Annotated in this window: 23 protein-coding genes; 14 read left to right on the forward strand and 9 right to left on the reverse strand. The window is 70.1% G+C overall.

Annotated features, from left to right (window positions below):
* Positions 1–29: 29 nt before the first annotated feature.
* From NMK44_RS38370 to NMK44_RS38390, 5 genes are all read right to left on the reverse strand, one after another.
* Positions 30–1,181, reverse strand: a complete 1,152-nt coding sequence (locus NMK44_RS38370; protein ID WP_254752208.1) for a DUF475 domain-containing protein — start codon at positions 1,179–1,181, stop codon at positions 30–32.
* A 51-nt stretch (positions 1,182–1,232) separates the two neighbouring features.
* Positions 1,233–1,808 (reverse strand): TerD family protein, encoded by a 576-nt coding sequence (locus NMK44_RS38375; protein WP_254752210.1) that lies wholly within the window; start codon positions 1,806–1,808, stop codon positions 1,233–1,235.
* A 160-nt stretch (positions 1,809–1,968) separates the two neighbouring features.
* Positions 1,969–2,544 carry a TerD family protein gene (locus NMK44_RS38380; RefSeq protein ID WP_254752212.1) on the reverse strand — a complete coding sequence of 192 codons (576 nt, stop codon included), beginning with the start codon at positions 2,542–2,544 and terminating at the stop codon, positions 1,969–1,971.
* Between the two features lie 163 nt (positions 2,545–2,707).
* Entirely contained in the window at positions 2,708–3,166 is a 459-nt protein-coding gene (locus tag NMK44_RS38385; RefSeq protein ID WP_254752214.1) for a peroxiredoxin, read from the reverse strand.
* Between the two features lie 114 nt (positions 3,167–3,280).
* On the reverse strand, positions 3,281–3,721 hold the full coding sequence (locus tag NMK44_RS38390; RefSeq protein WP_254752216.1) for a DUF3052 domain-containing protein: 441 nt from the start codon (positions 3,719–3,721) through the stop codon (positions 3,281–3,283).
* A gap of 469 nt (positions 3,722–4,190) precedes the next feature.
* Here NMK44_RS38390 and aceE point away from each other — a divergent pair, with 469 nt between their 5' ends.
* The gene (gene aceE / locus NMK44_RS38395) at positions 4,191–6,920 is read left to right on the forward strand and encodes a pyruvate dehydrogenase (acetyl-transferring), homodimeric type (RefSeq protein WP_254752218.1); all 2,730 of its coding nucleotides are present in this window, start codon (positions 4,191–4,193) and stop codon (positions 6,918–6,920) included.
* Positions 6,921–6,996: 76 nt separating this feature from the next.
* On the opposite strand, the gene NMK44_RS38400 is transcribed toward aceE, so the two are convergent.
* Together NMK44_RS38400 and NMK44_RS38405 are read right to left on the reverse strand one after the other, a co-directional pair.
* On the reverse strand, positions 6,997–7,374 hold the full coding sequence (locus NMK44_RS38400; RefSeq protein ID WP_374215400.1) for a peptidase inhibitor family I36 protein: 378 nt from the start codon (positions 7,372–7,374) through the stop codon (positions 6,997–6,999).
* 221 nt (positions 7,375–7,595) lie between these two features.
* Positions 7,596–9,200 (reverse strand): MFS transporter, encoded by a 1,605-nt coding sequence (locus tag NMK44_RS38405; RefSeq protein ID WP_254752220.1) that lies wholly within the window; start codon positions 9,198–9,200, stop codon positions 7,596–7,598.
* A 150-nt stretch (positions 9,201–9,350) separates the two neighbouring features.
* Here NMK44_RS38405 and NMK44_RS38410 point away from each other — a divergent pair, with 150 nt between their 5' ends.
* From NMK44_RS38410 to NMK44_RS38440, 7 genes are all read left to right on the forward strand, one after another.
* Complete coding sequence (locus tag NMK44_RS38410; protein WP_254752222.1) at positions 9,351–10,022, forward strand: TetR family transcriptional regulator; 672 nt, start codon at positions 9,351–9,353, stop codon at positions 10,020–10,022.
* Positions 10,023–10,116: 94 nt separating this feature from the next.
* Complete coding sequence (locus NMK44_RS38415; protein ID WP_254752224.1) at positions 10,117–11,322, forward strand: alpha/beta hydrolase; 1,206 nt, start codon at positions 10,117–10,119, stop codon at positions 11,320–11,322.
* Positions 11,323–11,396: 74 nt separating this feature from the next.
* Entirely contained in the window at positions 11,397–12,320 is a 924-nt protein-coding gene (locus NMK44_RS38420) for a DUF4429 domain-containing protein (protein WP_254752226.1), read from the forward strand.
* Between the two features lie 106 nt (positions 12,321–12,426).
* Entirely contained in the window at positions 12,427–13,791 is a 1,365-nt protein-coding gene (locus tag NMK44_RS38425) for a sensor histidine kinase (protein ID WP_254752228.1), read from the forward strand.
* Positions 13,788–14,471 (forward strand): response regulator, encoded by a 684-nt coding sequence (locus tag NMK44_RS38430; protein WP_254752230.1) that lies wholly within the window; start codon positions 13,788–13,790, stop codon positions 14,469–14,471. The genes NMK44_RS38425 and NMK44_RS38430 overlap by 4 nt, the downstream gene beginning before the upstream one ends.
* A gap of 429 nt (positions 14,472–14,900) precedes the next feature.
* Entirely contained in the window at positions 14,901–16,100 is a 1,200-nt protein-coding gene (locus NMK44_RS38435) for an alpha/beta hydrolase (protein ID WP_254752232.1), read from the forward strand.
* Positions 16,087–16,275, forward strand: a complete 189-nt coding sequence (locus NMK44_RS38440; RefSeq protein WP_254752234.1) for a hypothetical protein — start codon at positions 16,087–16,089, stop codon at positions 16,273–16,275. The genes NMK44_RS38435 and NMK44_RS38440 overlap by 14 nt, the downstream gene beginning before the upstream one ends.
* A gap of 86 nt (positions 16,276–16,361) precedes the next feature.
* On the opposite strand, the gene NMK44_RS38445 is transcribed toward NMK44_RS38440, so the two are convergent.
* Positions 16,362–16,820 (reverse strand): MerR family transcriptional regulator, encoded by a 459-nt coding sequence (locus NMK44_RS38445; RefSeq protein WP_374215401.1) that lies wholly within the window; start codon positions 16,818–16,820, stop codon positions 16,362–16,364.
* Between the two features lie 128 nt (positions 16,821–16,948).
* Here NMK44_RS38445 and NMK44_RS38450 point away from each other — a divergent pair, with 128 nt between their 5' ends.
* Positions 16,949–17,767, forward strand: coding sequence for a serine hydrolase domain-containing protein (locus NMK44_RS38450; RefSeq protein WP_254752236.1), 819 nt, complete (start codon positions 16,949–16,951; stop codon positions 17,765–17,767).
* 74 nt (positions 17,768–17,841) lie between these two features.
* Here NMK44_RS38450 and NMK44_RS38455 read toward each other — a convergent pair whose 3' ends face one another.
* The gene (locus NMK44_RS38455; RefSeq protein ID WP_374215402.1) at positions 17,842–18,522 is read right to left on the reverse strand and encodes a pirin family protein; all 681 of its coding nucleotides are present in this window, start codon (positions 18,520–18,522) and stop codon (positions 17,842–17,844) included.
* A 98-nt stretch (positions 18,523–18,620) separates the two neighbouring features.
* Between NMK44_RS38455 and NMK44_RS38460 the strand changes: the two genes are divergently transcribed.
* The 5 genes from NMK44_RS38460 to fabF all read left to right on the forward strand — a co-directional run bounded on the left by NMK44_RS38460 (position 18,621) and on the right by fabF (position 23,559).
* On the forward strand, positions 18,621–19,805 hold the full coding sequence (locus tag NMK44_RS38460; RefSeq protein WP_254752240.1) for a PucR family transcriptional regulator: 1,185 nt from the start codon (positions 18,621–18,623) through the stop codon (positions 19,803–19,805).
* Positions 19,806–19,894: 89 nt separating this feature from the next.
* Positions 19,895–20,890, forward strand: coding sequence for an ACP S-malonyltransferase (locus NMK44_RS38465; protein WP_254752242.1), 996 nt, complete (start codon positions 19,895–19,897; stop codon positions 20,888–20,890).
* Positions 20,887–21,897 carry a ketoacyl-ACP synthase III gene (locus NMK44_RS38470; protein ID WP_254752244.1) on the forward strand — a complete coding sequence of 337 codons (1,011 nt, stop codon included), beginning with the start codon at positions 20,887–20,889 and terminating at the stop codon, positions 21,895–21,897. The genes NMK44_RS38465 and NMK44_RS38470 overlap by 4 nt, the downstream gene beginning before the upstream one ends.
* A gap of 82 nt (positions 21,898–21,979) precedes the next feature.
* Entirely contained in the window at positions 21,980–22,228 is a 249-nt protein-coding gene (locus tag NMK44_RS38475; RefSeq protein WP_020871568.1) for an acyl carrier protein, read from the forward strand.
* 68 nt (positions 22,229–22,296) lie between these two features.
* A complete protein-coding gene (gene fabF / locus NMK44_RS38480) occupies positions 22,297–23,559 on the forward strand; it encodes a beta-ketoacyl-ACP synthase II (protein WP_254752246.1) in 1,263 nt (420 codons plus the stop codon).
* The last annotated feature ends 7 nt before the right edge of the window (positions 23,560–23,566 follow it).

A 23,566-nucleotide genomic window follows, 5' to 3' on the forward strand; every position in this document is an offset into this window, starting at 1 on the left:
GCTCAGAGCGTTCCTCAAACGCCCCCCGGTCACACTCCGGAGGAGACTTCCGTCTGTTCCCCGCTTCCGTCGCCCGCGGTCTCGCGGCGGTTGCGGACCACCGAGGACCAGTACGAGGCACCGATCAGCAGCACACCCACCGAGCCGGTGATGACCTCGTTGATCTCGAACTTGATGGTGGCCAGCAGGATGAGAGCGAGCGCGCCGATGGCGTAGTGCGCGCCGTGCTCCAGGTAGACGTACTCGTCCAGGGTGCCCTTGCGGACCAGGTAGACGGTCAGGGACCGGATGTACATCGCGCCGATACCCAGACCCAGCGCCATCTCGAAGATGTCGTTGGTGATGGCGAAGGCGCCGATGACCCCGTCGAAGGAGAAGGACGCGTCGATGACCTCGAGGTAGAGGAACATGAAGAACGCGGCCTTGCCGGCCAGGCCCACCACGGTGGGTCCACCGCGCCGGCCGCCGTTCCCGGCGGCCACGGCCTTCTCGTCGCCCTCGTTCTCGTCCTCGTCGTCCTCCTCGTCCTCCTCGAGCCTGTCCTCGAAGTAGCCGGAGATACCGCCGACGATCAGATAGGTGAGCACACCGGCGACACCGGCGAGGAGCACCGTGGCGCTCTTGTCACCGCCCCCGTGGGCGACATCGGTGGCCATGGTGGTCGCGGTGACCAGCAGGACGCCCAGCGCGACCACGATCGAGAGCGTGTCCAGCTTGCCCAGCTTGGCCAGCGGCCGCTCCAGCCAGGACAGCCACTTGATGTCACGCTCCTCGAAGACGAAGTCGAGGAAGATCATCAGCAGGAACATCCCGCCGAACGCGGCGATCGACGGATGGGCCGACGTGACCAGGTGTTCGTACTTTTCCTTGTCGTTGATCGCAAGGTCGATGGCCTCGATCGGCCCGAGCTTCGCGGTGATGGCGACGATCAGCACCGGGAAGACGAGCCGCATACCGAAGACGGCGATCAGGATGCCGACGGTCAGGAAGAGCTTCTGCCAGAAGGCATTCATCTTGCGAAGAATGCCCGCATTGATGACCGCGTTGTCGAACGAGACCGAAATCTCCAGGATGGAAAGCATCCCGACGATCAGGAGCCCCTTCCACCCCCAGAGGACGCCGGCCAAGGCCAGACCGCCCGCCGTTACGGCGAACGACCAACCAAAGGTTTTGAGGAGCACAGGCAACCCAATCCTTCTTCGTAAGGTCTCCCCCGCGCGCTGTACGCGGCTTTACGAAACGTTGACCCCGAAGTCTAGAGCGATGCCGCGCAGTCCCGACGCGTACCCCTGTCCCACGGCCCTGAACTTCCACTCGCCCCCGTAGCGATAGACCTCACCGAAGATCATCGCGGTCTCGCCGGAGGCGTCCTCGGACAGGTCATAGCGGGCCAGCTCCTGGCCGTCGGCCTGGTTCACCACGCGGATGAAGGCATTGCTGACCTGCCCGAACGTCTGACGCCTGGCATCGGCGTCATGGATGGACACAGGGAAGACGATCTTGTCGACCTGCGGCGGCACCGCGGACAGATCGAGCAGCAGGGACTCGTCGTCACCCTCGCCCTCACCGGTGAGATTGTCACCGGTGTGCTCGACGGAGCCCTCGGGGCTCTTGAGGTTGTTGTAGAAGACGAAGTACTCATCGCCGAGCACCCGCCCGTTCTGGCACAGCAGCGCGCTGGCATCGAGGTCGAACGGCGCTCCGGTGGTGGAGCGCGCATCCCATCCCAGACCGACGAGCACCTGTGTGAGGTTCGGCGCGGCCTTCGAGAGGGAGACATTGCCTCCCTTGGCGAGCGTGACGCCCATGATCCTGGTTCCTCCCCGGGTGTTGCGTGCGCTGAGCGCGTCCGGCGCCGCACTCCTGCCAGGTACAGGGATGCGGCGCCGGAACGCGGTGGTACCGCCGTGGGCCGCGTGTGCCCACCGGTGGTGCGCACACGCGGTCCACGGAGGGCCGTGGCGACGGTCAGACGTTGACGCCGAAGTCCTGCGCGATACCGCGCAGCCCCGAGGCGTACCCCTGGCCGATGGCGCGGAACTTCCACTCCGCCCCGTTCCGGTACAGCTCACCGAAGACCATGGCGGTCTCGGTCGAGGCGTCCTCGGACAGGTCGTAGCGGGCCAGCTCCTGGTTGTCGGCCTGGTTCACGACGCGGATGAACGCGTTGCGCACCTGGCCGAAGCTCTGCTGGCGGGACTCGGCGTCGTAGATGGACACCGGGAACACGATCTTGGCGACATCGGCCGGGACACCGGCCAGGTTCACCTTGATCTGCTCGTCGTCGCCCTCGCCCTCACCGGTGATGTTGTCACCGGTGTGCTCGACGGAGCCGTCGGGGCTCTTGAGGTTGTTGAAGAACACGAAGTTCTGGTCGTTGGCGACCTTGCCCTCGGGGTTCGTCAGCAAGGCGCTGGCGTCGAGGTCGAAGTCGGTGCCCGTGGTGGTGCGGGCGTCCCAGCCCAGACCGACGATGACCGCGGTCAGGTTCGGGGCTTCCTTGGTCAGCGAGACGTTGCCGCCCTTGCTGAGGCTGACTCCCACGAGTCCTCCCAAAAAAGGTTCGTCAGGAGCACTGCGTGCCCCCTCATGGTGGATGCGGATACCTTCGGTGAGCCTTGCGGAACCCGTAAGGATCAACGCGTCGATCCTAGTGAGCGGTTCCCGGTGGCCACAGGGTTTCGCGGCGCGCGGACGCGCCCGCGGCTCAGAGGGCTTCCAGGGCCTTCACGTAGTCGTTCAGGTCCCGGGCGTCGGGCAGACCGTTGACCACGGTCCAGCGCACCACGCCCTCCTTGTCGATCACGAATGTGCCGCGCACCGCGCAGCCCTTCTCCTCGTCGAAGACGCCGTAGGCGCGGCTGGCCTCGCCGTGCGGCCAGAAGTCCGACAGCAGCGGGTACTCCAGACCCTCCTGCTCGGCGAAGACGCGCAGGCTGAAGGGCGCGTCATTGGAGACCGCGAGGAGCTGCACATCGTCATTGACGAAGGTCGGCAGCTCGTCGCGCAGGGCGCACAGTTCGCCGGTGCACACGCCGGTGAAGGCGAACGGGTAGAAGAGGAGCACGACGTTCTTCTCGCCGCGGAAGTCGGAGAGCCTGACCGTCTCTCCGTGCTGGCTCTTCAGCTCGAAGTCGGGGGCCTTGGAACCGACCTCTATCGCCATGGGATGTCCCTTCGCTCTCTCGCTCATGTGATCACGTGCGTGGCGTCCACCCTACGCGCCGAGCCCCCCTCCGAAAGCGAACGGAGGGGGGCTCGGACGTGTGGTTTCCCGGTCTCAGCGCTTGCTGGCGCGGGCGGCCTTCGGGGTGACCAGGCGGCTGCCGGTCCAGTCCTTGCCCGCGCTGAAACTCTTCGTCTGGGAGAGGCCCGCGGTGGTCGCGGCCTCGTTGATGTCACTCGGCTCGACATAGCCGTCGCGGCCGGTCTTGGGCGTGAAGAGCCACACCGGGGCGCCGTCGTCGATCATCTGGAGGGCGTCCACCAGCGCGTCCGTCAGATCGCCGTCGTCCTCTCGGAACCACAGCACCACGGCGTCGGCCACGTCGTCGTACTCCTCGTCGACGAGTTCCTGGCCGGTGGACTCCTCGATGGCCTCGCGGAGCTCCTGGTCGACATCGTCGTCGTAGCCGATCTCCTGGACCACCTGCTCGGGCTGGAAACCCAGCCTCGCGGCCAGGTTGGTCTGCTCCTCCGCGTGGTCCGCGGTCGCGCTCACGGATTGCCTCCTGTCATCTTTCGTTCACTCTTCGGCTCGGGTGACCCCGCGCGCGTACGCGAGGGTTCATGGGGCGTAGTCCACACGGGCCGGGCGGATCGCGCAAGTACCCGGCCAGCGATCCCGCCCAAACGTTGACGTCTCGCCGCAACTCCCATCAGGGAAGAGCGGCGCGAACCAGCGGGAAGCCATGCAGATTGCCCCATTATGTCCGGCTTACGTATGTGTATCGCCACCCTACGCCGACCCGGAGCCGAACGGTCGTACGCAGATCCCCTCCGTCGTGGGCGTATGGTTGCGATTTGGCCGTCCCACCCGACCGGCCCGCAGCGCCCATCTCGCCTGGTGGCGGTTACCAACCAGTAGAGATGACGTATCCCGTACCCGAGGTACACGATGGAGACCGGCGCGACCCCTAGAGCACGAATCCATGTCCGTGCACAGCACGACCGAAAAGCGAAGGAATAGCGTGGCTTCCGGATCCGATCGCAACCCGATCATCATTGGCGGCCTTCCCAGCCAGGTCCCGGACTTCGATCCCGAGGAAACCCAGGAATGGCTCGACTCGCTCGACGCAGCCGTCGATGAGCGTGGCCGGGAACGTGCCCGCTACCTGATGCTTCGCCTGATCGAGCGCGCCCGCGAGAAGCGTGTGGCCGTGCCCGAGATGCGCAGCACGGACTACATCAACACCATCGCCACCAAGAACGAGCCGTTCTTCCCGGGCAATGAGGAGATCGAGCGCAAGATCCTCAACGCCACCCGCTGGAACGCGGCGGTGATGGTCTCCCGGGCGCAGCGCCCCGGTATCGGGGTCGGTGGCCATATCGCCACCTTCGCCTCCTCCGCCTCGCTGTACGACGTGGGCTTCAACCACTTCTTCCGCGGCAAGGACAACGACAGCGGCGACCAGATCTTCTTCCAGGGGCACGCCTCCCCCGGTATCTACGCCCGCGCCTTCCTGCTGGACCGCCTGAGCGAAGCGCACCTGGACGGTTTCCGCCAGGAGAAGTCCAAGGCCGGTCACGCCCTGTCCAGCTACCCGCATCCGCGGTCGATGCCGGACTTCTGGGAGTTCCCGACCGTCTCCATGGGTCTGGGCCCGCTGGGCGCGATCTACCAGGCCCGGATGAACCGCTATATGCAGTCGCGCGGTATCGCCGACACCTCCGGTTCCCATGTCTGGGCGTTCCTCGGCGACGGCGAGATGGACGAGCCGGAGTCGCTCGGCCAGCTCTCGCTGGCCGCCCGTGAGGGTCTGGACAACCTGACCTTCGTGGTCAACTGCAACCTCCAGCGGCTCGACGGCCCGGTGCGCGGCAACGGCAAGATCATCCAGGAGCTGGAGTCGCAGTTCCGCGGCGCCGGCTGGAACGTGATCAAGCTGGTATGGGACCGGAGCTGGGACCCGCTGCTCGCCCAGGACCGCACCGGTCTGCTGATCAACAAGCTGAACACCACGCCGGACGGTCAGTTCCAGACCTACGCGACCGAGACCGGCGCCTACATCCGCGAGCACTTCTTCGGTGACGACCAGCGGCTGCGCTCGATGGTCGAACACATGACCGACGACCAGATCCTGCACCTGGGCCGCGGCGGTCACGACCACCGGAAGATCTACGCGGCCTACGCGGCGGCCAAGGCCCACAAGGGCCAGCCGACCGTGATCCTGGCGCAGACGGTCAAGGGCTGGACGCTCGGTCCGAACTTCGAGGGCCGCAACGCGACCCACCAGATGAAGAAGCTGACCGTCGACGACCTCAAGGGCTTCCGCGACCGGCTGCACCTGCCGATCCCGGACAAGGAGCTGGAGTCCGGCCTGCCGCCGTACTACCACCCGGGCCGGGACTCCGAGGAGATCCAGTACATGCACGACCGCCGCAAGGCGCTGGGCGGCTACGCGCCGACCCGGGTCGTGCGCGCGAAGCCGCTGGCGCTGCCGGGCGACAAGACGTACGCCGCGGTGCGGAAGGGCTCCGGCCAGCAGTCGATCGCCACCACCATGGCGTTCGTCCGGCTGCTGAAGGACCTGATGCGGGACAAGGAGATCGGCAAGCGTTTCGTGCCGATCGCACCGGACGAGTACCGCACCTTCGGCATGGACTCGCTCTTCCCCTCGGCGAAGATCTACAACCCGCTGGGCCAGACCTATGAGTCGGTCGACCGTGAGCTGCTGCTCGCGTACAAGGAGTCGCCGACCGGACAGATGCTGCACGACGGCATCTCCGAGGCGGGCTGTACGGCCTCGCTGATCGCGGCGGGCTCGGCCTACGCCACCCATGGCGAGCCGATGATCCCGGTCTATGTCTTCTACTCGATGTTCGGCTTCCAGCGCACGGGCGACCAGTTCTGGCAGATGGCCGACCAGCTCGCGCGTGGTTTCGTCCTGGGCGCGACCGCCGGTCGTACGACCCTGACCGGTGAGGGCCTCCAGCACGCCGACGGCCACTCGCAGCTGCTGGCCTCGACCAACCCCGCGGTCGTCGCGTACGACCCGGCGTTCGGCTACGAGATCGCCCACATCGTGCAGGACGGCCTGCGCCGGATGTACGGCGAGAACAGTGAGGACGTCTTCTACTACCTCACCGTCTACAACGAGCCGATCCAGCACCCGGCCGAGCCGGAGAACGTGGACCGCGAGGGCATCCTCAAGGGCCTGTACCGCTACAAGCAGGGCGAGAAGGGTGCGCACGCGGCCCAGATCCTCGCCTCCGGTGTCGCGGTGCCGTGGGCGGTCGAGGCCCAGCGCATGCTGGCCGAGGACTGGGACGTCAAGGCGGACGTCTGGTCGGCGACCTCCTGGAACGAGCTGCGCCGTGACGCGGTGGAGACCGAGGAGCACAACCTGCTCCACCCGGAGGAGGAGCAGCGCGTTCCGTACGTCACCCGGAAGCTGGCGGACACCGAGGGCCCGAAGGTGGCCGTCTCCGACTGGATGCGTGCCGTTCCGGACCAGATCGCGCGCTGGGTGCCGGGCACCTACCAGTCGCTGGGCGCCGACGGCTTCGGCTTCGCCGACACCCGGGGAGCGGCGCGCCGCTTCTTCCACATCGACGCCGAGTCGATCGTGCTCGGGGTGCTCACGGAGCTGGCCAAGGAAGGCAAGATCGACCGCTCGGTGCTGAAGCAGGCGATCGACCGCTACCAGCTTCTGGACGTAGCCGCGGCCGACCCCGGCCCGGCGGGCGGCGACGCGTAGCCGTCCCCTTCTGACGCGAACGGGGCCCCGGCCGGATGTGATTCCGGCCGGGGCCCCGTCGTATGCCCGGTGCCGCTCAGCGCTCCCAGATCTTGAAGGCCCGTACCCGGTAAGCGGTTTCCGGCGACCAGCTACCGGTGGGATAGGTGCGGAACTCAGCGGTCTCGGCGCACTCCGCGCTCTGGTACGCGGTGACGGGCCGTCCGGTGCGGTTGGCCAGCGAGGCGGCGGAGCCTCCGGACGGCAGGGCGATACAGCTCTCGATATCGGTGCCGGTCAGTTCATGGACCTGGCGCGGTCCGGTGAAGCCGGTTCCATGCCACAGGCAGAGCTGTCCGGCGTCGCAGTCGCCGAGTGGTGGCGGCGCGGCCTGGGCCGGCGCCATCGCGGTGAGGGCGAGGGCGGCGAGGGCCGCGGTGACGGTCGTGGTGACGATGGCGCGCGATGGGCGCATGGTGAACGGACTCCCCGTGTGAGTACAGCAGAAACGGGAGTCAGCCTGTCGGCCGACTCCCGCTGTCCACCACGGAGTCGGGCGGGAGCCACCCTGATAGGGGGTGTCCCACCCGGATCCCGCAACCGGTTTCCCGTCAGGCGCGTCCGGGCTCGCCGGGCGTCGCGGACCCGGTGGGACGCGCGGACCCGGCGGGACACCGCGAACACGCCCGTCAGGGCTCAGATGTGTCCCGCCCCGGCGCCCGCCTCCGCGTTGGTCCCGCGCTTGGTGAAGGCGGCGACCACCGCCGCGACCACCGCGACCACTCCGGCGACCACGAACGCCAGGCTCATCCCCGAGACGAAGGTGTCATGCGCCACGCTGGTGATCTTGCCCGCGAGCTCCGGCGGAGTGCCCTTGGCGACCGGCGCCCGGCCGACCTCCACCGCTTCGGACGCCTTGGACATCTGCTCACCGGTCAGCGGCGGCAGTTTGGCGCCGGACCACTTGGCGGGCAGGTCGTCGTCCACCTTGGCCGCCATCACCGCGCCCAGGACGGCCGTACCGATGCTTCCGCCAACCTGCATGGACGCCTGCTGGAGACCTCCGGCGACACCGGAGAGCTCGATCGGCGCATTGCCCACGATGACCTCGGTGGCACCGACCATCACCGGGGCGAGGCCGAGGCCGAGCAGACCGAACCACAGCGACATCTCGAGGGTGGAGGCGTCCACATCCATCGTGGAGGCGCCGAACAGCGCGACGGCGGTCAGCGACATGGCGACCACCAGCGGGACCCGCGGCCCGATCTTGGTGATGACGGCGCCCGCCACCGGCGAGGACACGATCATCATCGCGGTCAGCGGCAGCAGATGAAGCCCGCTCTTGACCGGGCTCATCCCGTGCACGTTCTGGAGATAGAAGGTGACGAAGAAGAGTCCGCCCATGAAGCCGAAGGCCATCAGCACCATCAGCACGGTGCCCGCGGAGAGCGGGACCGAGCGGAACATGCCGAGCGGGATCAGCGGTTCGGCGGTGTGGTTCTCCCAGAAGGCGAACGCCACGAAGCTGATGGCCGCAAGTCCCAGGAAGAGCAGGGTCTTGGGGTCGCCCCAGCTCCACTCCGAGGACTTGATGACCGCCCAGATGAGGAAGAACATCCCGCCGGAGAGCAGCAGGATGCCCGGGATGTCGAAGGACTTCGGCGCCTTCACCGCACGGTGGTCGACCAGGATGAACAGCCCCAGCACCAGGGCGAGCAGACCGACCGGCAGATTGATGAAGAAGACGGACTGCCAGTTGACGTGCTCCACGAGCAGTCCGCCGACGATCGGTCCGCCCGCCGTGGAGGCACCGATGACCATGCCCCAGATACCGATGGCCATGTTGAGCTTCTCGGCGGGGAAGGTGGCGCGCAGCAGACCGAGCGCCGCGGGCATCAGCAGTGCGCCGAACAGGCCCTGGAGCACCCGGAAGGACACCACCAGCGGCACGGTCGAGGAGAAGCCGATGGCGGTGGAGGAGAGCGCGAAGCCGACCACGCCGATGAGGAAGGTCTGCCGGTGGCCGAAGCGGTCACCCAGTTTGCCCGCCGTGATCAGCGCGACGGCCAGGGCGAGCAGATAGCCGTTGGTGATCCACTGGGCGTCGGCGAGCGAGGCGCCGAGGTCCTGGGCGATGGCCGGGTTGGCGATGGCCACGATGGTGCTGTCGAGGGCGACCATCGCCACGCCGAAGGCGACGGTCAGCAGCGTCAGCCAGGGATGACCCCGCAGCCCCTTGCGGGAGTCGGATATGGGCGGAGGTTCCGCCGCCTGGTCGGCGACGGTGGTCGAAGACGTCATGTCCGGAGGCTAATGTCAGCCTCTGACATTTGACAAATGGATTCATCCGCGGGTTGCTGTCTACTTCCCCACAGGTATTCTGAGCAGCCCGAACGCAGCCCGAGCACGATACGGATCGCAGCCGGATCCGGACAGGAAGCGAGCCGACAGGTGACAACGGACGAGGCGGCGGCGACCGCGGCGGCGGCCGCGCCGACCGGACTGCGCGAGCGGAAGAAGCAGCGCACCCGGGGCGCCCTGGTGCGCACCGCCTTCGAACTGTTCACCCGCCAGGGATACGACGAGACCACCATCGACGAGATCGTCGAGGCGGTCGATGTCTCCCAGCGCACCTTCTTCCGCTACTTCGCCAACAAGGAGGAGGTCGCCTTCGCGACCCAAGGGGCCGCGGAGGCACTGTGCTTCGACTCGCTGTGCGCCCGGCCGACCGGCGAAGCGCCGCTGACGGCGCTGCGCACCGCGGTCCTGGACGCCTGGGACCGGATGGGCGAGACCATCGAGGAGCTGGTGCCGACCGAACTCCATCTGCGGATGTACCGGGTGATCGAGTCGACGCCCACCCTGCTCGCGGTCCATCTGCGCCGGACGATGGAGATGGAGGAGCGGCTGGCCCGGGAGATCGCCCGCCGCGAGGGGCTGGACATCGACGAGGACCCCCGGCCGCGTCTGGTGGTGGCGATGTTCGGCGGAGTGATCCGGGTCACCGGGAAGCTGTGGGGCGAGCGGGACGACCTCAGCACGACGGCGCTGCGGGACATCGCCGCCCATCAACTCGACTATGTGGGACCGGCTCTCGCCGAACATTGGAGCAAAAACCATTAAATCGGACATAGCTCCCACGTTGGACGGTTGCCAAACGTGATATGACTCACGGCATTTGGCGACCACCACCGCACTTCTCCTAGTGTGTCCCGCGGTGACTTCCTTCCCGGAGCTCAGCTCCCCCTCTCCCGGTTCCGCCGCCTGGCGCGCCCTGCTCGCGCTGGCGGTGGTGTTCGTCCTGCTCGCCACCACCGGCTGGACGGCCGTACGGGCCCAGAGAGGCGACCGGGACCCGCTGGCCGCGTCGGTCGACGCCTGGCGCCACGCCACCCTGAAGGGTCACCCGCTGCCCGACCCGTACTCCTCGCCGCGGCGGCTGAGCCGCTGGTTCGACGCGCTGGACAAGGCCGGGACCGACCGGCTCGTCCGCCGTTTCCCGCTCGTCGTCGGCAATCTCAACGGTGCGCCCGTGGACCTGCGCTACCGAGCCAACCGGGTCGCCCTGCGCCAGGCCATGGCCGTGGAGCGGCAGCGGATGCACGACAGCAGACTCACCCCGCTGGGCCGCACCGACGCCACCCGCAGGATGGACCGCTACCAGGACCTGCTCGGCCCCGGCCGCCAGATCCTCGCGTTCGACCCCGCCGGCCAGGGCCGGGCCGCCGAGGTCTTCGGTGACCTCGCGCACGCGGGCCGGGTCTCGATCGTGGTGCCGGGCGTGGACACCAACATCCTCACCTTCCAGAAGACCGGGAAGCCGTACTCCGCCACCGTCGGTATGGCCCGTGCCCTCTACCGGAACGAGCGGACCGACGCCCCGGAGACCCGTAGCGCCGTGATCGCGTGGGCCGACTACACCTCCCCGGCGGGCATCGGCATGGACGCCGCCACCGGCAAGCTGGCCGCCCAGGGCGCACTGCGGCTGCGGGGCCTGGTCAACGCGCTGCCCGCGCCCTCCCGGGTCTCCCTGATGTGCCACAGCTACGGCTCGGTGGTGTGCGGTGTCGCCGCACGTGACCTGCCGCCGAGCGTCACCGATATCGCGGTGGCCGGAAGCCCCGGAATGCGCGCCGACCACGCCTCCGACCTGGGCACCAGCGCCCGGGTCTGGGCGATGCGCGACTCCGGGGACTGGATCGAGGACATTCCGCATCTGGAGGTCGGCGGACTCGGCCACGGCGCCGATCCGTACTCCTCCGGCTTCGGTGCTCGCAGGCTCTCCGCCGACGGCGCGGACGGTCACGCGGGGTACTTCGAGCCCGGTACGACCAGCCTGGACAACCTGGCGCGGGTGGGCGTCGGCGCGGTCCAGTCCGTGAGCTGCGCGGACGGTGACGAATGCACCGCCGGGCTGACCTGACCGCACACCACAGACGCGACGCGCGTAGCGCTCAAGGGGGGACGGGCGGGCCACCGCCGCATACGATGAGCCGCATGGGTGATGTGCTGGCCGGTTTTCAGACCGTCTGGGAGTTCGACACCGACTCCGTGCTCATCCGCTTCGAACGGGGGATCCGCACGCCGAAGCTGCTCCAGGCACTCGGCGAACGCCGCGTCCCCTTCGAGGCGCTGTCCGCGGTGGAGCTCGCTCCCGGCAAACGAGGCACCGTGGTGCTGCGTGCCGTGCCCAGACCCGGCGCCGACCCTCTGATGGACGTCGCGGACGGCCAGCTCAAGGAGGCGTACGACCCGTACCGGCTGGTGCTGCCCGCCGAGCGCGAGACGCTGGCCGAGTACTACGCGGACGAGATACGCGGTGCGCTCGCCCCCGATGCCGCCGCCCCCGCCGAAACCCACCTGGTCAACGCCCCCGTGCCGCCGATGTCGTTCAAGGCGTACGACGGCAAGGCGTCCTTCGACGGCAAGGAGGTCTCCTTCCGCTGGTTCTGGACCGGCGCCTCCTCCGCCAAGTGGAAGGCCGGGGACCAGCGTTTCCGGATCGACGACCTGAGCGGTGTGGAGTGGTGTTCCCCGGAGAGCAAGGGCTCCGCGGGCGCCGCCCCCAAGGAGGGCGCCGCCAAGAACGGCAACGGCCATCTGCGGCTGGTCGAGCGCGCCACCGAGGACCGCCCCGCCGGCCGGGCCGACCACGACCCCGCGGCCGTGGTGTTCGGGATGGGCTACGGCCTGGTCCACCAGTCGCTGCCGTTCGCCGCCGCCGTACTGGAGGCCGTACGGGCCGGGAACCCGGGCCAGGGCACCGAGACCGCCCCCGCCGCGGCCCGTGCCACCGACACCCGCCGTGACCCCGCCGATATCGCCGAGCGCATCCGCCATCTCGGCGAGCTCCACAGCCAGGGGCTGCTGACGGACGAGGAGTTCAGCGCGAAGAAGGCCGAACTGCTGGCGGAGCTATAAGCGGCGGCCATGCGCCACCCGGGCCGCACCCATACCCAGGTATGACCTGTATCCGACTCCCAGGTATGACGTCGGAAACGCCGCGGAACCCTACGCTGAAGCCGCCATGTCCAGCACTTCCTCCGCCGACGCCGCCACCTCTGGCGCCCTGTCCGCCGACGCCCCGTCCACCGCGCACGAGAGCCTGTTCAAGGCCGCCCGGCGGCAGGTGGGCGGTCTGTTCCGCGCCCTGGTGACCCCCAGCTACCCGGCCATCCCGCTGTTCTCCACCTCCCACCGGCGCTGGCTGCGCGGGGTCCCGTACGGGGTGGCGATGGTGCTCACCGCGATACTGGTCCCGGTCTCCGCCCAGGTGCTGACCAACGACTACGGGGAGAGCGGCGAATCCGCCATCCTGCTGGCCGTCGCCCAGGTCACCCCGCTGCTGCTCGCCGTCACCCGCCCCCTCCAGGCGTGGTGGATCACCATCATCAGCGATGTGCTGGGCGCGGTGATGGTGCTCAACCCCGGTATGGAGCACCAGATCTGGCCCTGGCTGCCCGCCGGGATCGTGGGCTACCTCTTCCTGATGCTGGCCCTCGCGCTGCGCGAACCGCGGCCCACGCTGGTGGCGGTGTGGCTGGTCACCGGCGGCGCCGGACTCGCGCTCGGCACGGGCGTGCACAGCCAGGCCGACAGCAGCGGGGTGCTGCTCTTCGTGCTCAGCGGTGTGGTGCTGCTGATCGGCGGCGCGCTGCGCGAACGCGGCGACGTCCAGCGGCGGCTGGCCGAGCAGGAGACCATCAGCGAGGCCGAACGCGCCCATCGCACCCTGCTGGAGGAGCGCGCCCGGATCGCCCGTGAGCTGCATGACGTGGTCGCCCACCATATGTCCGTCATCACCGTGCAGGCGGACAGCGCGCCCTACCGGATCGGCGGCCTCCCGCCCGACGCGGAGCGGGAGTTCGGCTCCATAGCGGCCACCGCCCGGGAGTCCCTCGCCGAGATGCGCCGGCTGCTGGGTGTGCTGCGCAGTGAGGAGACCCGTGGTGAGCGGGCACCGCAGCCGGGGCTGCGCCAGGTGCCGCAGCTGGTCGAGGCCACCGTGCGGGCCGGGATACCGACCGAGCTGACCGTCGCCGACGCCGTCCTCGACTTCGGTCCGCTGCCCCAGGCGGTGGAGCTGTCGGCGTACCGGATCGTGCAGGAGGCGCTGGCGAACGTGGTGCGCCACGCACCCGGCGCCGCCACCCAGGTCTCGGTCTCGGCCGCCGGTGATCCCGCCGCGCTCACCGTCCTGATCGTCAACGGGCCGCCGACCGGTGTGCCCACCACCCCGCTGGAGACCACCGGCACCGGCCACGGTCTGGTCGGCATGGTCGAGCGGGTCCGGCTGGTGGGCGGCATGCTCGACACCGGCCCACTGCCCGGCGGCGGCTTCCGGGTCGCCGCCCGGCTGCCCCTCGTAGAGCTCGAAGAGACGGACACATGACCATCAAGGTGATCATCGTCGACGACCAGGCGATGGTGCGGGCGGGGTTCGCCGCGCTGCTCGCCGCGCAGAGCGATATCGACATCGTCGGCGAGGCGCCCGACGGACGGCAGGGTGTGGAGGTCAGCAGGCGCACCCACCCCGATGTGGTGCTGATGGACGTCCGGATGCCGGAGATGGACGGGCTGGAGGCGGCCCGCCGGCTGCTCGACCCGCCGCGCGGGGTGATCCACCGCCCCAAGGTGCTGATGCTCACCACCTTCGACGTCGACGACTACGTCTACGAGGCGCTGCGCGCCGGGGCCAGCGGCTTTCTGCTCAAGGACGCCCCGCCCGCCGATCTGATCTCCGCGGTGCGGGTGGTGGCGGCGGGCGAGGCGCTGCTCGCCCCCTCCGTCACCCGCCGTCTGATCGCCGACTTCGCCCGGCAGCGCCCGGCGTCCCGCCGCCAGGACGCCCTCGCGCTGCGCCGCGGCGGGCTGACACCGCGGGAGACGGAGGTGCTGGAGCTGATCGCGCGCGGACTGTCCAACCAGGAGATTGCCGAAACGCTGGTGCTGGCCGAGCAGACGGTGAAGACCCATATCGGCCGGGTGCTGGCCAAGCTGGAACTGCGGGACCGGGCCCAAGCGGTGATCTTCGCCTATGAGTCGGGGCTGGTGTCGCCCGGCGGTCAGTAGGGGAACGCGCCGAGGACGGCCGGATGTCCTCGGGTCACACACGGGCCGGCCCCTGTGCCGACCGAGCGGGACGGGGGCACCCGGGTGGTGACCGGCCGGACGGCCACGTCCACGGTGCGGCCCGTGCGCACCACACCGCCCCGGATGGTGGCCGGTGCTCCGACGCTCCGCGGATACGCGCGCGGTTCCCGCAGCGCCGTGTCACGGCCATCGCCCTCCCGGTTCAGGCGGGGACCACCGCGACCGGCCCGAGGTCTGCTCCGGCCGGGCCGCCGCGGCGTGGTGAACACCCCGCCGCCCGGGGGCCGTTCGGCTGAACCACCCCCTACCCCGGTATGACGTCCGACTTGGCACCGCGGTGTGACGCCCGGCCACCCACCGGCTCCCTACGTTTCCCTCGCCACCGAACGGAAGAGGGAACCCGCGGCCATGTCCCAGACGCACCGACCCAGGCACTACGCCCGCCGTCTGATCACGGCCGCGCTCACCGTCACCATCGTGGCCGCGACGGCCGGATGGACCGTCGCCCATGAGGAGCAGGCGATCACCGGGCCGCCGCCCGGCACCTCCGCCTGGCGCGCCGATCACTCGCTGCCGGGCGCCGCGCGGCAGCTTCCGGACCCGGCCACCGCCTCCCCGGCCCGGATCGCCCGCTTCTTCGCCGGGCTCGGCGCGGCCCAGCAGCGGACCCTGGCCGTCCGCCATCCCCAGGTGGTGGGCAATCTCGACGGCGCGCCGCTCGCCCTGCGCTACGCGGCCAACGCCCGCGCCATCAGGGCCGCGCGCGCCGAGGAGCGCACCGCCGACCCGCACAGCCCGCTCGTCCGGCGCTACACCACCCTGCTCTCCCCGGGCCGTCAGATCCTCGCCTTCGATCCGCGCGGCCGGGGCCAGGTGGCCGAGGTGTTCGGCGATCTGGCGGCGGCGCGGCGCACGGCCGTCGTGGTGCCCGGCTCCGATATCGATCTGAACGTCTTCGACCGCGATCACGACCGGTTCGGCACACCCGTCGGGATGGCACGGTCGCTGCGGGCCCGGATGGCCGGGGAGGCGCCGGACACCCCCACCGCCGTGGTGGCCTGGGTCGGTTACACCACCCCCGCCGGGCTCGGCCCGGACGCCGCGACCAGCAGGCTGGCCGAGGCGGGGGCGCCGCGTCTCGACCGGTTCCTCGCGGGCCTGGCGGTGACCACCGCGGCCACCGCCGAGTCGCCACCCACCGTCTTCTGCCACAGCTACGGCTCGGTGCTCTGCGGGCTCGCCGCCTCCGCGATGGACCGTACCCGGGTCTCCGATCTGGTGGTCCTGGGCAGTCCCGGGATGCGCGCGGACAGCGCCGGGGGACTGCACACGCCCGCCCGGGTGTGGGCGGCGCGGGACAGCACCGACTGGATACGCCGGGTGACGGGCTATGCGTTCCTGGGCGTCGGCCACGGCGAGGACCCGACCGACCGGTCCTTCGGCGCCCGGGTCGTCTCCGCCGACCGCGCCCAGGGCCACACCGGCTACTTCGCCCCCGGTACGGACTCGCTGCGCAACTTCGCCCGGATCACCCTGGGACGGTTCGGCGGGATCCGGTGCGCCGACCGCGCCGAAGGCGCCCAGGACTGCCGCCATGACCTCATATGACCCCCGGCCGTCCGCGCTCGCGGTGCTCTGTGCCGGGCTCTTCGCCCTGGACGGCCGGGAGCGCCCCGAGGCCCGTCGGGAGGGGGCGGGGACGGGGCGGGCCGTCCTGGTGCGCGCCGCCGTCGCGTTCGTGGTGCTGGGTGTGACGGTGGCGCTGACGGCCCTCCATGGCTGAGAGCGGCTGAGCGGCTGAGCAGCGGAGTGGCGGAGTGGCTGCGCGGCCGGGGCGGCGCAGCCACTCCGGACGCGCAGGGTCCTGTGTCAGGCGCCCTCCGCCCGGCGCCGCGCGTCGGAGTAGATCCCGATCTTGTAGTCGATGACCTCCAGCGTGCTCTGGAGCTCCGCGATCCGCGCCCGGACGTTCTCCCGGTGTTCGGTCAGCAGTTCCTCGCGCTCCCCGAAGGTCTCCTGACCGGCGCGGACCATCTCGGCGTAGCGCACCATGTCCGCCACCGGCATCCCGGTCAGCCGCAGCTTGCCCACCAGTTCCAGCCAGTCCAGATCGCGGTTGGTGAACCGGCGCTGCCCGGTGTGGGTGCGGTCCACATGCGGCATCAGCCCGATCCGCTCGTACCAGCGCAGCGTGTGCGCGGTCAGCCCGGTGTGCGCCGCCACCTCGCTGATCGTGTAGCGGTCCTGGCCGGTCGGACGCGGATACCCGTGGTCCTCCGCGCAGACCCGCGGCTTCGCCGGAACCGGAGCGCTCTCCATCACGGTCATGCCGAAACACCCTCTCGCCCATCGCTGCTGTGTGCGCGTACCACTCCCGGGACAACGCTATGGAGTTCGAGTGCACTCCAAGCAAGCGGATTCCGGGGCCGGATCGGGCGGGGACTAGGCTCAGGGCCATGGAGAGCCTGCGGATGATCGAGAACTGGCCGGTCCCCACGGCGGCGGCGGCCGTCGTCACGGCGGACGGCACCCGGACCGGTTCATACGGCCCGGCCGACCGCCGCTTCCCGCTCGCCTCGGTGACCAAGCCGCTCGCCGCCTACGCCGTACTGGTCGCCGTCGAGGAGGGCGCGGTCGAGCTGGACGAACCAGCCGGGCCCGAGGGCTCCACCGTCCGCCACCTGCTCGCACACACCTCCGGACTGGCCTTCGACGAGCACCGCACGGTCGCCGCCCCCGGCAACCGACGGCTGTACTCCAACGCGGGCTTCGAGGTGCTGGGCGACCACCTCGCCAAGGCGACGGACATCCCCTTCGGCGAGTATCTGCGCCAGGCGGTGCTGGAGCCGCTCGGTATGACGGCGACCGATCTGCCCGGCTCCCCCGCCAGGGACGGCGTCTCCACCGTGGACGACCTGGTGCGGTTCGCCGCCGAGCTCCAGGCCCCGCGGCTGCTGGCGCCCCAGACGCTGGCCGAGGCGACCTCCGTGGTGCACCCGGGGCTGACCGGGGTGCTGCCCGGCTACGGCCACCAGCGCCCCAACGACTGGGGACTGGGCTTCGAGATACGCGACGGCAAGTCCCCGCACTGGACCGGCGGTTCCTCCTCGCCGCGTACCTTCGGCCACTTCGGCCAGTCCGGCACCTTCCTGTGGGTCGACCCCGAGGCCGGGGCGGCCTGTGCGGTCCTGACCGACCGGCCCTTCGGCCCCTGGGCCGTGGAGGTCTGGCCCGCCCTGACCGACGCGGTCCTCACGGAGCTGCGCACCCGCTGACCGCCGGACGGGCAGGGCCCGGACCGGACAGGACCCCTGAACCGGGCGGCGGGACCCCCGGACCGGTCACGACCTCAGCCGTACACCGGTTCGGCGTGCATCTCCCACACCAGCAGCTCCGCAGGACCCTCCGCACACGCCTCCAGCCCGTCCGCGTCCCGCACCCGGGCCGCGTCCCCCGCGCCCAGCGTGCCGTCCCCGATCCGCACCGTGCCGCGCACCGTGTGGACGTAGAGCCAGGGCGCGTCGGGCAGTGCGGTGCGCTCACCGTCGACGAGCCGCCGGATGTGCAGCACCGCCTCGGTGCGCTCCAGCGCGTACGGGGTGCCGTCGGCGATACCGCGCACCACCTCGTACCCGGGCTCGGTGGCGGCCCCGGGGCCGGGGACCAGCCACATCTGTACGAAGACCAGCGGTTCCGGGCCCGCGTTCCGCTCGGTGTGACGCACTCCACTGCCCGCGCTGAGCCGCTGCACATCGCCGGGGCGGACCACGGTCCGGGCGCCGGTGGAGTCCTCGTGGGTGAGCTCGCCGGCCACCACCCAGGTCACGATCTCCAGATCGCGGTGGGGGTGCTCGGCGAAGCCCGCGCCGGGCGCGAGCCGCTCCTCGTTGCAGGCCACGAGCAGTCCGAAGCGCACATTCTCCGGGTCGTAGTGCCCGGAGAAGGAAAAGGCGTGGCGCGTCTCGATGCCGGTCCCGTCCCCGCCCGGATACCGTGCACCGGACCGCTGTATCCACTTCACCCGGTCCACGGTAGTGCGCTCCCCTTCCGGCTCCGCCGCCCCGTCCCCTACCACCCCGTAGCTCCCCGCCCCCCGCGTACTCCACCCGATAAGGCAGTCTTGTCCTCGTGCCTGAACCAGCCGCGAACCTCCCTCATCCCCACAGTGCCACCCTGCGCCGCCTGGAGAAGTCATCCGGGAAGCTGGCCGCCGCCGCCATCACGCGCATGGACGAGCAGCTCTCGTGGTACCGGGCGATGCCGCCCGAGAACCGCTCCTGGATCGGGCTGGTGGCACAGGCGGGTATCGCGGCCTTCACCGAGTGGTTCCGGCATCCGGAGGCCCCCCAGGCGATCAGCACCGATGTCTTCGGCACCGCCCCGCGCGAGCTGACCCGGGCGATCACCCTGCGGCAGACCGTGGAGATGGTGCGGACCACCATCGAGGTCATGGAGTCCGCCATCGACGAGGTGGCGGCACCGGGCGATGAGTCGGTGCTGCGCGAGGCGCTGCTGGTGTACGCGCGGGAGATCGCCTTCGCCACCGCCCAGGTGTACGCGCAGGCGGCCGAGGCACGCGGTGCCTGGGACGCCCGGCTGGAGTCCCTGGTGGTCAACGCGGTGCTGTCGGGTGAGGCGGACGAGGGGGCGCTGTCCCGTGCCGCCGCCCTCGGCTGGAACGCGCCCGAATGCGTATGCGTGGTGCTGGGCACCGCCCCGGACGGGGACAGCGAACTGACCGTGGAGGCGATCCGGCGGGCCGCCCGGCACGCCAAGCTCCAGGTGCTCACCGGTGTGCTCGGCGACCGTCTGGTGGTGGTCGCGGGCGGTTCGGACAATCCGCTCCAGGCGGCGAAGGCCCTGATCGGCCCGTACGCCCCGGGGCCGGTGGTGGCCGGTCCGGTGGTCTCCGATCTGCTGGCCGCGACCCGCTCGGCGGGCGCCGCCGCGGCCGGACTCAAGGCGTGCACCGCATGGCCGGACGCGCCGCGGCCGGTGCTGGCGGACGATCTCCTGCCGGAGCGGGCGATGGCCGGGGATCCGGCCGCCCGCGAGCAACTGGTGGAGGAGATCTACAGACCGCTGGAGGAAGCCGGCTCCGCGCTGCTGGAAACGCTGAGTGTGTACCTGGAACAGGCCAGCAGTCTGGAGGGCGCGGCCCGGATGCTCTTCGTGCACCCCAACACCGTCCGCTACCGGCTACGACGTGTGACCGACGTCACCGGATGGTCACCTTCCGACGTCAGGTCGGCGTTTACGCTGCGCATAGCCCTGATCCTCGGACGTCTCGCTGATGGAGACCTGCTGCCCTGACCCTTTGTTGGACTCCAACAATTCCCCTGACGGTTCTTCGTCCTTGTCCTCACGGGCGAGCGGGACCACCCACAAGAGAGAGTGTGAGAGTGCTCGTACTCGTCGCTCCCGGCCAGGGCGCTCAAAAGCCCGGCTTCCTCACCCCCTGGCTCGACCTTCCCGGTGTCACCGAACGACTGACCTGGTGGTCGGCCGTTTCCGGCCTGGACCTGATCCACTACGGCACCAAGGCCGACGAGGAGGAGATCCGCGACACCGCGGTGGCGCAGCCGCTGCTGGTGGCCGCCGGTCTCGTCGCCGCCCACGCCCTGTTCTCCGACGGCACCGGCGTGCCCGCCGGTCCGGCCGCCTCGGCGCACCGTCTGGGCGCCGCCGCGGGCCACAGCGTCGGTGAGATCACCGCCGCCGCGGTCTCCGGAGTGCTCACCGACGAGGCGGCCATGGTGCTGGTCCGCCGCCGCGGCCTGGCCATGGCGGACGCCGCGAGCCGCGCCGAGACCGGTATGGCGGCCATACTGGGTGGTGAGCAGGACGAGGTCGTCGCACACCTCGACAAGCACGGACTGACCCCGGCCAATGTCAACGGCGCCGGGCAGATCGTGGCCGCGGGCACCGCCGAGCAGCTTGCGGCGCTGGCCGAGGACAAGCCGGAGGGTGTGCGCCGCGTCGTACCCCTGAAGGTGGCCGGTGCCTTCCACACCGACCATATGACCCCGGCGGTCGCCACGCTCGAGGCCCTGGTCGCGGGTGTCCCGGTCGCCGACCCGCGCACCGCGTACGTCTCCAACCGTGACGGCAAGGTGGTGAGCTCCGGTGCCGAGGTGATCGAACGGCTGGTCGCCCAGGTGTCGAACCCGGTCCGCTGGGACCTGTGCATGGAGACGTTCCAGGAGCTGGGTGTCACCGGGCTGATCGAGCTGGCCCCGGGCGGAACGCTCACCGGTATCGCCAAGCGCGCGCTGCCGGGTGTGGCGAACGTGCCGCTCAAGACGCCGGACGACCTCGACGCGGCCCGTGCGCTGATCGCCGAGCATGCCGACCCCGCCGACGACACACCGGCCGAAGAGGAGCTCCGAGACGCATGACCGCGAAGATCAGGTCCAGCAAGGGCGCACCGTACGCGCGCATCCTCGGTGTCGGCGGCTACCGTCCGACCCGGGTGGTGCCCAACGAGGAGATCCTCAAGCACATCGACTCCTCGGACGAGTGGATCCGCAGCCGTTCGGGCATCTCCACCCGCCACTGGGCCGGACCGGACGAGACGGTCGCCCAGATGTCGGTCGAGGCCGGCGGCAAGGCCATCGCCGACGCCGGGCTGACGCCCGAGCAGATCGGCGCCGTGATCGTCTCCACCGTCTCGCACTTCAAGCAGACCCCGGCGGTCGCCACCGAGATCGCGCATCTGCTCGGCACCAAGAAGCCGGCCGCGTTCGACATCTCGGCGGGCTGTGCGGGCTTCGGCTACGGACTGGCCCTGGCCAAGGGCATGGTCACCGACGGCACCGCCGAGCATGTGCTGATCATCGGTGTCGAGCGGCTGTCCGACCTCACCGATCTGGAGGACCGGGCCACCGCCTTCCTGTTCGGTGACGGCGCGGGCGCCGTGGTGGTCGGCCCGTCCAAGGAGCCCGCGATCGGCCCGGTCGTCTGGGGCTCGGAGGGCGACAAGTCCGACACCATCAGCCAGACCCTGCCCTGGGACGTCTACCGCGAACGGAGCAGCGAGGAGGTACGTTTCCCCGCGCTGCGCCAGGAGGGCCAGGCGGTCTTCCGCTGGGCCGTGTACGAGATGGCCAAGGTCGCCCAGCAGGCGCTGGACGAGGCCGGGATCACCGCCGACGAGCTCGACGCGTTCATCCCCCACCAGGCCAATCTGCGGATCATCGACTCGATGATCAAAACCCTCAAGCTGCCGGAGCATGTCACGGTCGCCCGTGATGTGGAGACCACCGGCAACACCTCGGCCGCCTCCATTCCGCTCGCCATGGAGCGGCTGTTGGCGACGGGGCAGGCGAAGAGCGGCGACACCGCGCTCGTCATCGGATTCGGGGCCGGTCTCGTCTACGCAGCGACGGTCGTTACCCTCCCTTAGGCTCCATAGTCCATATCCACGCAGCCCCGTACGACTCGGACGCTGCGCACCCACCGCAACACACCGAAGAAGGAGCGCCGCAATGGCCGCCACCCAGGAAGAGATCCTCGAGGGTCTCGCCGAGATCGTCAACGAGATCGCCGGTATCCCGACCGAGGACGTCCTGCTGGACAAGTCCTTCACGGACGACCTGGACGTCGACTCGCTCTCCATGGTCGAGGTCGTCGTCGCCGCCGAAGAGCGCTTCGACGTCAAGATCCCGGACGACGACGTCAAGAACCTCAAGACCGTCGGTGACGCCGTCGACTACATCCTGAAGCACCAGGGCTGAGCCGAGGGCTCGTCGCCACCCATGCGGTGGCAGGTCCAGCACCCTCTACACGTGGAGTAAGAATTCCTGTGAACTCGACCAATCGCACCGTGGTCGTCACCGGTGTTGGTGCCACGACGCCGCTGGGTGGCGACGCCTCGTCCACCTGGGAGGGCCTGCTCGCCGGACGTTCCGGCGTCGGCCTCCTGGAGCAGGACTGGGCGGCCGAGCTCCCGGTCCGGATCGCCGCGGGTATCGCGGTCGACCCGGCCACCGTCATCCCCCGGCCGCAGGCCCGCAAACTGGACCGCTCGGCGCAGTTCGCGCTGATCGCGGCCCGTGAGGCATGGGCGGACGCGGGCTTCACCGCCAAGGCGGGTGAGGACGGTTCGGTCGACCCCGACCGGCTGGGCGCGGTCGTCGCCTCCGGTATCGGCGGGGTCACCACCCTGCTCGACCAGTACGACGTGCTGCGGGAGAAGGGTGTCCGCAAGGTCTCCCCGCACACGGTGCCGATGCTCATGCCCAACGGCCCGGCGGCCAATGTGGGTCTGGAGGTCGGCGCCCGCGCCGGTGTCCACACCCCGGTCAGCGCCTGTGCCTCGGGCGCCGAGGCCATCGGCTACGCCATCGAGATGATCCGCACCGGCCGTGCCGACGTGGTCGTCGCGGGCGGCACCGAGGCGGCCATCCACCCGCTGCCCATCGCCGCGTTCGGCAACATGATGGCGATGTCCAAGAACAACGACGACCCGCAGGGCGCCTCCCGCCCCTACGACGTCGACCGCAACGGCTTCGTGCTCGGTGAGGGCGCCGGTGTCGTGGTCCTGGAGTCGGCCGAGCACGCCGCCCGGCGCGGCGCCCGGGTCTATGCGGAGGCCGTCGGCCAGGGCATCTCGGCCGACGCCCACCACATCACCCAGCCCGAGCCGTCCGGCAACGGCATCGCGCACGCCCTGCAGAACCTGCTGGACTCCAGCGACCTCAAGCCCGCCGAGATCGCGCACATCAATGCGCACGCGACCTCCACCCCGCAGGGTGATGTCGCCGAGATCAAGGCGCTGCGCAAGGTGTTCGGCCACGATGTGGACCACATGGCGCTGTCCGCCACCAAGTCCATGACGGGCCACCTGCTGGGCGGCGCGGGCGGTGTGGAGACGGTCGCCAGCGTGCTGGCGCTGTACCACCGGACCGCCCCGCCGACGATCAACATCGAGAACCTCGACCCGGAGGCGGACGCGGATGTCGTGCGCGACAAGCCGAGGGCGCTTCCCGAGGGCACCATCGCCGCGCTGAACGACTCGTTCGGCTTCGGCGGGCACAACGTGGTACTGGCCTTCCGCACCGTCTGACGGTCGT

The organism is Streptomyces cucumeris, from assembly GCF_024295805.1.
Taxonomy (GTDB): Bacteria; Actinomycetota; Actinomycetes; order Streptomycetales; family Streptomycetaceae; genus Streptomyces; species Streptomyces cucumeris.

Bases quoted from the DNA above. Each gene is read 5' to 3' on its own strand.
- NMK44_RS38375 (WP_254752210.1), bottom strand. From the start codon at position 1,808: ATGGGCGTCACGCTCGCCAAGGGAGGCAATGTCTCCCTCTCGAAGGCC.
- NMK44_RS38385 (WP_254752214.1), bottom strand. From the start codon at position 3,166: ATGGCGATAGAGGTCGGTTCCAAGGCCCCCGACTTCGAGCTGAAGAGC.
- NMK44_RS38400 (WP_374215400.1), bottom strand. From the start codon at position 7,374: ATGCGCCCATCGCGCGCCATCGTCACCACGACCGTCACCGCGGCCCTC.
- NMK44_RS38405 (WP_254752220.1), bottom strand. From the start codon at position 9,200: ATGACGTCTTCGACCACCGTCGCCGACCAGGCGGCGGAACCTCCGCCC.
- NMK44_RS38420 (WP_254752226.1), top strand. From the start codon at position 11,397: ATGGGTGATGTGCTGGCCGGTTTTCAGACCGTCTGGGAGTTCGACACC.
- NMK44_RS38425 (WP_254752228.1), top strand. From the start codon at position 12,427: ATGTCCAGCACTTCCTCCGCCGACGCCGCCACCTCTGGCGCCCTGTCC.
- NMK44_RS38430 (WP_254752230.1), top strand. From the start codon at position 13,788: ATGACCATCAAGGTGATCATCGTCGACGACCAGGCGATGGTGCGGGCG.
- NMK44_RS38435 (WP_254752232.1), top strand. From the start codon at position 14,901: ATGTCCCAGACGCACCGACCCAGGCACTACGCCCGCCGTCTGATCACG.
- NMK44_RS38440 (WP_254752234.1), top strand. From the start codon at position 16,087: ATGACCTCATATGACCCCCGGCCGTCCGCGCTCGCGGTGCTCTGTGCC.
- NMK44_RS38445 (WP_374215401.1), bottom strand. From the start codon at position 16,820: ATGACCGTGATGGAGAGCGCTCCGGTTCCGGCGAAGCCGCGGGTCTGC.
- NMK44_RS38450 (WP_254752236.1), top strand. From the start codon at position 16,949: ATGGAGAGCCTGCGGATGATCGAGAACTGGCCGGTCCCCACGGCGGCG.
- NMK44_RS38470 (WP_254752244.1), top strand. From the start codon at position 20,887: ATGACCGCGAAGATCAGGTCCAGCAAGGGCGCACCGTACGCGCGCATC.
- NMK44_RS38475 (WP_020871568.1), top strand. From the start codon at position 21,980: ATGGCCGCCACCCAGGAAGAGATCCTCGAGGGTCTCGCCGAGATCGTC.